The organism is Ruegeria sp. BG11, from assembly GCF_056538565.1.
In genome coordinates this window covers 50,102-58,815 of the sequence record NZ_JBQFTH010000019.1, presented here as the reverse complement: position 1 = coordinate 58,815, position 8,714 = coordinate 50,102, and the positions used below count along the sequence as shown (strand labels likewise).

Here is an 8,714-nt window from a genome sequence, read left to right as displayed (position 1 = left end):
GCCGCCGCTCTCGCCGAGTGGCGTCAACTTTGTTCCGGATAGGTGCGCGGTTTTCGCAGCAAACTGAGACTGGTTCGAATTCGTCTGACAGTACCCTTTGAATGTCTGGCGCTACTGACGGTGAGTTATGATGTTGAAACCTTCTTTCGATGATGGTGGCAAGAAATGCCGCGCAATTCGGCGATATTGATCTTCCGTTGCTGCAAAGGCATGAGCGCCTTCTCTGTTGCGCTCGTGCAGCCGGAGCAGACAAACCTCATCTGACACATCCAAAAAGTGAAGGTGGTGCTGCGCAGCTGCGCCTTCCAGCAGGTCGCGCATCCAGGCTCTATTTTCAATTGTGTTCGCTGGAAAATCGAGAACGACGGAAACGCCAACCTTCAGCAAAGAAGTCACGTGACGCCCCATGACCGGTCGCAGTTTCAAAGCGCAACTCACATAGTCCTGAAGCGAGCTCATCTGGTCGCCAAACAGGGCGCTAAGCCATTCATCTTCTGAAATGAGGACGGCCGCGTCTCTTTCCGCGAGTTCTGCTGCCAGAGTTGATTTCCCAGAAGCGACTTTGCCGCATAGCAAGTGAAGCGTTGGAATAGCCTGTGACATAAAGCGAACTCCCGGACTACCTGATGGTCCCTGCGCTAAGTTGGTCCGCCAGTTGATCAAACACCAACCTGATCCTTCGTGCAGTATGTAACTCCGAATGCGTCGCCAGCCAAATCGGGAACTTAAACGGCTCGCGGTCGGGAAGCACGCGCTCCACACCTGGCGTTAAGGCAGCCACATCATCCGACATTACACTTATTCCAAACCCTTGGCGCACCAATTCCCAGGATACTATCCCGCTTTGTGAGCCAATCCTGAAGCTTTTTCGGGTGACCTGAATGCCCGCCGGATCGAGAAAGCCGATCATCGTGTCGATGTCCCCGAACCCGACAAAGTCCAATTTCGCAAGTTCATTTTCATTTTTAGGCCGTCCGACCTGATCAAGATACGAAGGTGCCGCGTAAAAATGGGCGCTGGCCTCGGCGACAAGCTTTGCTGTTAGATCTGGCTGAGTTGGGCGTACATGTCGGATGGCGATATCAGCCTCACGTCGCTGTATGTCTCGTATGTCATTTGCAGCAACGACGTCTATCTCCAGCCGCGGTGCCGCAAGTCGGATCTTTTTTAGTATCGGCGGCAGCTGGTAGGCAGACATCACATCGGATGCAGTGATCCTGACTTGCCCTTCAACAGCTTGCGACTGACTTGTCGCAGTAAGAGAAATCCTGTTTGCGACATCCGCCATTTCTCTGACATGCAACAAAAGCTCGGAGCCAGCGGTCGTTAAATTAAGCGACTTGCCAACTCTTTCAAACAGGGTGATGCCAAGCGCCGTTTCCAGCGCAGCAACTTGACGGCCGACAGTTGGTTGAGTTTGCTCAAGAACGAGCGCCGCTGCGGAAAATGAGCCTTCTTCGGCTGTCGCAAGAAAGGACCGTACTTGATTCCAGTCGAAATTGATGGCGTTCCAATTCATGCATTTATGCATAACACTTCTGCGGATTGTGACAATTCCATAAATGATTGTTCGGAAGTAAAGGGTACGGCAACAACCTTGTAAGAGAGTAATGAAATGGCTGCTTTGTCTAAGGATGCCGCGTTCTGGAGCAACATCTCGAAAAAATATGCGGAAGACCCAATCCGCAACATGGAAGGGTATCTGAAAACACTCGAGCTTACGAAGTCGTACCTGAAAGCGGAGGACAACGTACTGGAAATCGGGTGCGGGACGGGTTCAACGGCGCTGCTGCTTGCACCGCATGTTGCCCATATCACCGCGACGGATCTCGCTCCGGGCATGATCGAGATTGCCGATGAGAAGCGTGTGAAAGAAGGATTGGAGAATGTCACTTTCAAGGTGGCCGAAGTTCTTGAGCACGGTCTTGGCGAAGGGTCTTACGATGCGGTCCTGGCGCACAATTTGCTTCATCTCCTGCCCGATTTGGACCAAGCGCTTGAGCACATTTCCGCACTTACAAAACCCGGTGGTTTTTTCATATCCAAAACCGTTTGCGCCCCTGAGAGCGGTGGTTTCAAGTATGCGATGATCAGTCGGGTCGCGATCCCAATCATGCAGGCTCTTGGGAAAGCCCCGTTTGTGCATTTTGTGTCTGGATCAGTGCTTGAGAGGAAGATTGCGTCCGCGGGCTTCGATGTCCTCTATAAGTCTGATCAAGCCTCAATGCTCCAAAGCCGCTATATTGTTGCGCAAAAATCTTTAAGTTTTAGTTCGTTCAGTGGCATCCGTTGAAACGATCTTTGCGTCACATTGCGCGGTACTTTCATACTGGAATGAACGGAGTTACTTTGGTCTGCTTCTGCCTTAAGAAAGCTGTTGCGAACGACCGTTTTGTCTGCATCGCGGACAATCGACCAAACCAGACGAAGGTCTGCTTCGAGCCCAAAGCGGAAATCAGCCCCCACGTCCGTTCCGCCATTTGCTTGGCTTGCAAAACTGCACCCTTTATTGCGACAGAAAAGTCGGGGCCTTCCTTTTCGGGCGCTCCATCCTTAGTCGTCCAGCGCATTGTGTAGTCGAGTTCGACGACACCATCTTCTTCAATAACCATGTTTATGACATAGCCTGTGAAAACAGGATCATTCTTGAGCTTAAAGATGACAGTTCCGGTCGTCGGATTGGCTGCAATAATCTCACGCACCGTTTTTCCCCATTCTCAGATTTTACGAGCATTTCACGCTCTATTGAGTTTGGGCCAAACTCTTGAATGATACGCACATCCACGACGCCGGGGACGTAGCGGTCAGGGTGCCGTATTTTCTCAATCATCATGCTCCAAAGCCGTTCAGCAGATGCATTGACCGAGGATTTGTAGTTTACGAAAGGCATTTCGCTTCCTTTGAGATTTGCGTACCCGAAACTCACACAGCACCGGGTACATTTCAGTTAACCGAGATGGATGGCTATTGGGGGATAGCCAGTAAGGCCGACGCCATTGCGCACCGCATCTGCGTTTCTGCCTGATCCAAGGAACGCATTCATAGCGGCTTGGTACTGACCCATATGTTGGGCCAAAAGACTGCCGATATGCTTCCCGTTCACTTGCGTATTTGACGCCAGTTCCGCCAGAACAGCGACCCATGTCGTCACGACGGCTTCAGCGGCAGCAAGCCGTGTCATTGTGACCTGCTGAATGAATGGATTGAAGTCAGACGACGCGTCCATGACAACATAGACCTCATAGCCATCACGCAGAGCGGACAGCGCGGGAAAAGCTGCACAGACCTCTGTTGACAGGCCGGAAATGACCAGTTTCTTGCGCCCAGTTGCCTCTACAGCTTTACGCGACGCGTCATCATTCCAAAAAAAATTGATGTACGGGCGGTCGATGACCTCTACGTCAGGAAACAACGCCTCTAGTTCTGGCATGGTGGGAGCGTTCGGACCGTCTGGCCAACTTGTTCCCATGATGACCGGAATATAAATGGCCTTAGCCGTTTTTACATGCCCAAGAATGTTGTTTTTCAAAAGCATTGGGTCGATGGAGCTGAGGAATTGCATTAGTCCCACCTGATGATCAATCATCAGAAATACGTAATTGTCAGGTGTGAGTTCCGAAGTTGGAAGCGCCATATTCAAGCCTTTCTTAAGTAGCGCCGCGCACCTGCGGCAGGGCCGGAACACGATCTTCGCCTCCGACCGTGGACAATATTGCTCTGTCTTGAGAAAGTTTAATTGGTCAAAAACGGGTTACATTGATGACATGAGTGGAATAATCATTACCGACCTTCGAGATGCTAAAATTATCGTAGAACTTTACGCCCAATTGAGCTTTGCCGGTGCTGCCCGAAAGCTTGACATACCCCCAGCAACGCTAAGCCGCCGCATCGCCGAAATGGAACGTGCGGCGGGCTTGCGCCTCTTCGAGCGAACAACACGATCCGTGACTAATACGGAGGCCGGGGAACTCGCATTGGAGCACGCGACAAGGATACTGAGCGAAGTTGATGAGCTGCAACGATCTATTGAATAGAAGCGTGGTACACTTGTCGGGCGTGTTCGAATATCGGCGCCACACATTCTGGGCCATCAATTCCTTGGCCCGAACGTTAGCGCCTTCCTGACAGAGAACCCTGCTTGCGACGTCACTCTGGACTTGTCCAACAGACGCGTCGATGTGGTCAATGAGTGTTTTGACTTCGTTATCTGGGTAGGACCTCAGGCCGACAATGATCTTGTCATGCGCCACATTGGCGATGTAACCGCCGGGTTGTATCAAAAGCATTCCTCCGCGGGTCAGGCGAGAAGAGTGTTCAGCCATCCCAACGAATTGGAAGGTGTTGATGCGGGCTTGCTGCACAGTGACGATGTACGCAGGTCTACTTTGACGCTCACACGTGGGCAGACTGAGGAACAGAGCTGTAGCGTGCGGCCAAGGTTGATAGTACTCAATCCTTGGCTATTGGTTGATGCCGCTCGCGATAGCGGGCTGGTTGTTGTGCTTCCTCGGTTTGTCGGTGAGCAACTGGTTGAAGCGAAAACACTTGAACCGGTTCTGCCTGATTGGGACGTTGTAGATGCGCCAGTGCGCATTTTGCATCCTGCGAGGAGATATCAACGCCCAGTGGAAAAGGCGTGTATCGATTTTGTGGCGTCGAGGTTACGCGAAGCAGTGAGGGTGAATAGTATGTAGCATTACAATACTGTCCTGAGCATTGTCAGGTTTGCATTTGTCGCGTCGCTCTGCCGAAAACAGGGCGACCTGAAGCTACACCAAAGGCCCCATTGTCCGCCCAGCCGTCATCGAACCACTTAGCGGCGAAGATCTACTGCGAGCCCGAAGGGCCCAACGCTGCGCGTTCAACGCAGGCCAGCTTGACGAGGCAAAGCGCCAAACGTTTGCCGGACGAAATTTGAACATAGGCGCGAAGCCAACCTCATGCTATTTTTAAGAAGGATTTGTAGGATGGGAAGCTGTTGGATCGCCAGCACTCAAAAGAGATTGACCGTGTCTTAAGCGGGTTCGATACGGGGCGAGACAGACTTGTTACGGATAGCTGGCAGCGCTGTGTTGAAACCTATGGTATGGATCCCTCACGACAGGAACCCGCGCACATCTTGCCTGATACCAAATTCCGTGAACATCTGGAACAATCCGAGCGTCTGATCGCAACGGCGCGCTCGGGGCTCCATTCGCTGTTTGCGCAGGTGGCAGGGCAGAACTACGTCCTGCTGCTTGCGGATGCGGATGGCGTCTGCGTCGATTTCTTTGGCGACCGGAACTTCGAAGACGAGCTCAGAACTGCGGGTCTTCATCTGGGTTTCAAGTGGACGGAAGAGTTGGCAGGAACGAACGGAGTGGGGTCGTGCATCGTTACAGGTCAGCCGGTGACGATCCATCAGGGCGATCATTTTTCGATCACGCATACGCCGCTGTCTTGCACGGCAGCGCCTATTTTTGACACCAAAGGTGCCCTTGCGGCTGTTCTGGATGTGTCCTTGTTGCGTGGACCCTCGCCGAAGGCGTCGCAGAATCTGGCCATGACATTGGTGACGAACTCCGCCCGTCGCGTCGAGATGGCAAACCTGATGGCATCAACCCGGCGCGATTGGGTCCTGCGCTTTTCAGCCAGCCCCGAATTTCTTGAGGTCGATCCCGAAGCGGCGGTTGCAGTGGACGGAGGCGGCAAGATCATCGGTATGACCTCGGGGGCCAGACGCGCACTGGACCCGGACGGTTCGGGCCACCTGATCGGGTCGCAACTACAGGACTGGCTTGAAATCAGTGTTGATGACATGCCCGAGTTCATGCGCGGCAGACCGTCCGAAGACCGCGTTCTACACCTCAAGGATGGGCGCGCGCTCTATGGTCATGCCGTTGCTCCGCAGACGCCGCAGATGACGGCAGCTCTGCGCAAACGGGAAAAGGTTCTGCCTGGTGCCCTTGGTAGTTTTGCAGGGCCGGATGCGGGCCTTCAGCAACTTTTGAACAAAGCTGCGCGTCTTGCGCCGACCAATCTGCCGCTTTTGCTGACCGGTGAAAGCGGGACGGGCAAGACCAAGCTGGCGCGCGCGATCCATATGGCTGATCCTGCGACACAGGATTTCCACACCGTGATCTGTTGCGACACGCCAACATTCAATTTCTGCCATGGTATCGAACCCAGCACACTGTTTCTGCGCGGCGTTGAAGACCTGAGCGAGCCTGCGCAGGCCTCTCTTTTGGCAGTGCTTGAGCGGCGGGCTGATCTGAGGATCATCGCCTCATGCCGGCAGCCCCCGGCGGGATTGCAGGGCGGTCTGCGCGAAGATCTGCTGCACCGGATTGCGGGGGCCACATTGTCTCTGCCGCCTTTGCGCCATCGTGCGGACCTGGATTGGCTGATTGATCGTCTGCTCCGACGGTTTGCCAGCCATGATATTCGCCTGTCGACCGCTGCCCGCGCCGACCTGAAATCACGATTGTGGCGCGGCAATATTCGTGAACTGGAACATCTGCTGCAAAGCTCGGTCGCCCTGTGTCAGGACAACATCATCGACTTAACGGATTTGCCCGCCCCGGCATTCGCCCCTATGCAAAAGCAGGACTCAGATGATCTGGAAGCACTTTTGCGTGCCTGCGACTGGAACATGTCCCAACTGGCCAGGCGCCTTGGTGTGAACCGATCGACGATCCTGCGCCGTATGCGAAAAGCCGGGCTTAAACCGCCCGCTTAAACGCATATGTACCCGTGTTGCGCCCTTGTTGCGCGCGCAACAAGCCATGGCGTTTTTGGACCGAACCAAGTGTTGAGGCGCCAAATCCGCTTGCCCGAAGGGTTTCGGATTTGCCAGCCTTCTGCTCCGTGGAGATAGGGAGGATGACATGCTCGACACAACACTCTCGGATCAGGTGCAGAGGTTTCTGGATGACTTCGGTTCGGCTTTGTCCAAAGGAGATATCGATGCCGCCTGCGAAATGTTCCAGGACGATTGTTATTGGCGCGATCTGGTCAGCTTTACCTGGAATATTAAAACGGTCGAGGGCAAGGCGCAGGTGGCAGATATGCTGTCGCATCAGCTGGCCACAACCAAGCCGAGCGGTTGGAAAATAGCCGAAGGTGAGGTGCCCACTGAAGACGGCGGAATAACCACCGCTTGGATCGAGTTCGAAACCGAAGTGGCACGCGGCTACGGGTTGATCCGCCTCAAGGATGGCAAGATATGGACGTTGCTGACCACGATGGTCGAGCTGAAAGGTCATGAAGAGCCTAAAGGGTTCAACCGCCCACTTGGGGCCAAGCACGGTGCGGGGAAACACAGGACCACATGGGCCGAAGAACGGGCGCAGGAAGAGGCTGAACTGGGCTACAAGACACAGCCCTACTGCGTCATCATCGGCGGCGGTCAGGGTGGTATCGCCATGGGCGCGCGGCTGCGTCAGCTAGGTGTGCCGACGATCATCGTTGAACGGAATGACCGGCCGGGCGACAGTTGGCGCAATCGCTACAAATCCCTCTGCCTGCATGATCCGGTCTGGTACGATCATCTTCCTTACATCAAGTTCCCGGAAAACTGGCCCGTCTTCTCGCCCAAGGACAAGATCGGTGACTGGCTTGAGATGTACACCAAAGTGATGGAGCTGAACTATTGGACGCGCACGACGGCCAAATCCGCCACGTTCGATGAAGACAAGGGCGAATGGATCATCACTGTCGACCGGGACGGTGAAGAGGTTGTACTGCGGCCCAAACAACTGATCATGGCGACAGGGATGTCCGGCAAGAAACGCATGCCTGATTTTCCGGGTATGGATGTTTTCAAAGGCGAACAGGTGCATTCGTCGGAACATGAAGGTCCGGACAAATGGGCCGGTAAAAAGGTCGTTGTGGTGGGGTCCAACAACTCGGCCCACGACATCTGCGCGGCGCTTTGGGAAAACGATGCCGATGTGACAATGGTGCAGCGGTCCTCAACCCATATTGTACGCTCTGACACCCTCATGGAAATCGGACTGGGCGATCTCTATTCTGAACGTGCGGCGCAGTCTGGCATGACGACCGAAAAGGCCGATCTGATCTTTGCTTCGCTGCCCTATCGCATTCTTCATGAATTCCAGATTCCAGCCTATGCCGCGATGAAAGAACAGGACAAAGAGTTCTATGACGGGTTGGAAAAGGCCGAGTTCTGGCTGGATTGGGGCGATGATGACAGCGGGCTGTTCATGAAGTACCTGCGCCGCGGATCGGGCTATTACATCGATATCGGGGCCAGCCAGTTGATCATTGATGGCGAGATCAAGCTGAAACGCGGTCAGGTCACTGCGCTTGATGAAACCGGAGTTATCCTTGATGACGGCACGCATCTGGATGCCGATCTGGTGGTCTATGCGACCGGGTATAACTCGATGAACGGCTGGGTCGCGGACCTGATGGGTCAAGATATGGCAGATCGGCTTGGGAAATGCTGGGGTCTGGGCTCTGACACAACCAAGGACCCGGGGCCTTGGGAAGGTGAGCAACGCAATATGTGGAAGCCGACACAGGTTCCAAACCTTTGGATGCATGGTGGGAACCTGCATCAGTCTCGGCATTATTCACAGTTCCTGTCGCTGCAAATAAAGGCCCGGATGGAGGGTATCCCGACGCCGGTCTACGGCCTTCAAGAAGTGCATCACCTCAGTTAAAGCATACGCTAGAACCAAGAAGCGGACTTTTATCTTGGCAGTTTTGTA

8 protein-coding genes and 1 pseudogene are annotated in these 8,714 nt (G+C 54.1%); 5 read left to right on the top strand and 4 right to left on the bottom strand.

Annotated features, from left to right (window positions below; translation table 11 throughout):
• Positions 1–111: 111 nt before the first annotated feature.
• Complete coding sequence (locus ACR0JF_RS21955) at positions 112–603, bottom strand: ATP-binding protein (protein WP_170663052.1); 492 nt, start codon at positions 601–603, stop codon at positions 112–114.
• A gap of 16 nt (positions 604–619) precedes the next feature.
• Positions 620–1,519: a LysR family transcriptional regulator gene (locus tag ACR0JF_RS21950; protein WP_170663054.1), complete on the bottom strand. Its 900-nt coding sequence runs from the start codon at positions 1,517–1,519 to the stop codon at positions 620–622.
• A gap of 96 nt (positions 1,520–1,615) precedes the next feature.
• On the opposite strand from ACR0JF_RS21950, the gene ACR0JF_RS21945 reads away from it, so the two are divergent.
• A complete protein-coding gene (locus ACR0JF_RS21945) occupies positions 1,616–2,293 on the top strand; it encodes a class I SAM-dependent methyltransferase (RefSeq protein WP_170663056.1) in 678 nt (225 codons plus the stop codon).
• Positions 2,294–2,324: 31 nt separating this feature from the next.
• Here the strand turns inward: ACR0JF_RS21945 and ACR0JF_RS21940 are convergent, their stop codons facing one another.
• Both ACR0JF_RS21940 and ACR0JF_RS21935 read right to left on the bottom strand, forming a co-directional pair.
• Entirely contained in the window at positions 2,325–2,702 is a 378-nt protein-coding gene (locus ACR0JF_RS21940) for a hypothetical protein (RefSeq protein WP_480669899.1), read from the bottom strand.
• Between the two features lie 245 nt (positions 2,703–2,947).
• Complete coding sequence (locus ACR0JF_RS21935; protein ID WP_480669897.1) at positions 2,948–3,685, bottom strand: isochorismatase family protein; 738 nt, start codon at positions 3,683–3,685, stop codon at positions 2,948–2,950.
• Positions 3,686–3,764: 79 nt separating this feature from the next.
• Here ACR0JF_RS21935 and ACR0JF_RS21930 point away from each other — a divergent pair, with 79 nt between their 5' ends.
• The 4 genes and pseudogenes from ACR0JF_RS21930 (at position 3,765) to ACR0JF_RS21915 (ending at position 8,666) form a co-directional block, all read left to right on the top strand.
• Positions 3,765–4,034 carry a LysR family transcriptional regulator gene (locus tag ACR0JF_RS21930; protein ID WP_170663061.1) on the top strand — a complete coding sequence of 90 codons (270 nt, stop codon included), beginning with the start codon at positions 3,765–3,767 and terminating at the stop codon, positions 4,032–4,034.
• Positions 4,035–4,055: 21 nt separating this feature from the next.
• A pseudogene (locus ACR0JF_RS21925) lies at positions 4,056–4,694 on the top strand (LysR substrate-binding domain-containing protein); the annotation flags it as partial.
• A 281-nt stretch (positions 4,695–4,975) separates the two neighbouring features.
• On the top strand, positions 4,976–6,718 hold the full coding sequence (locus ACR0JF_RS21920) for a sigma-54-dependent Fis family transcriptional regulator (RefSeq protein ID WP_170663145.1): 1,743 nt from the start codon (positions 4,976–4,978) through the stop codon (positions 6,716–6,718).
• Positions 6,719–6,866: 148 nt separating this feature from the next.
• On the top strand, positions 6,867–8,666 hold the full coding sequence (locus tag ACR0JF_RS21915; RefSeq protein ID WP_170663063.1) for an NAD(P)/FAD-dependent oxidoreductase: 1,800 nt from the start codon (positions 6,867–6,869) through the stop codon (positions 8,664–8,666).
• The last annotated feature ends 48 nt before the right edge of the window (positions 8,667–8,714 follow it).

Bases quoted from the DNA above. Each gene is read 5' to 3' on its own strand.
- ACR0JF_RS21930 (WP_170663061.1), top strand. From the start codon at position 3,765: ATGAGTGGAATAATCATTACCGACCTTCGAGATGCTAAAATTATCGTA.
- ACR0JF_RS21950 (WP_170663054.1), bottom strand. From the start codon at position 1,519: ATGAATTGGAACGCCATCAATTTCGACTGGAATCAAGTACGGTCCTTT.
- ACR0JF_RS21945 (WP_170663056.1), top strand. From the start codon at position 1,616: ATGGCTGCTTTGTCTAAGGATGCCGCGTTCTGGAGCAACATCTCGAAA.
- ACR0JF_RS21915 (WP_170663063.1), top strand. From the start codon at position 6,867: ATGCTCGACACAACACTCTCGGATCAGGTGCAGAGGTTTCTGGATGAC.
- ACR0JF_RS21955 (WP_170663052.1), bottom strand. From the start codon at position 603: ATGTCACAGGCTATTCCAACGCTTCACTTGCTATGCGGCAAAGTCGCT.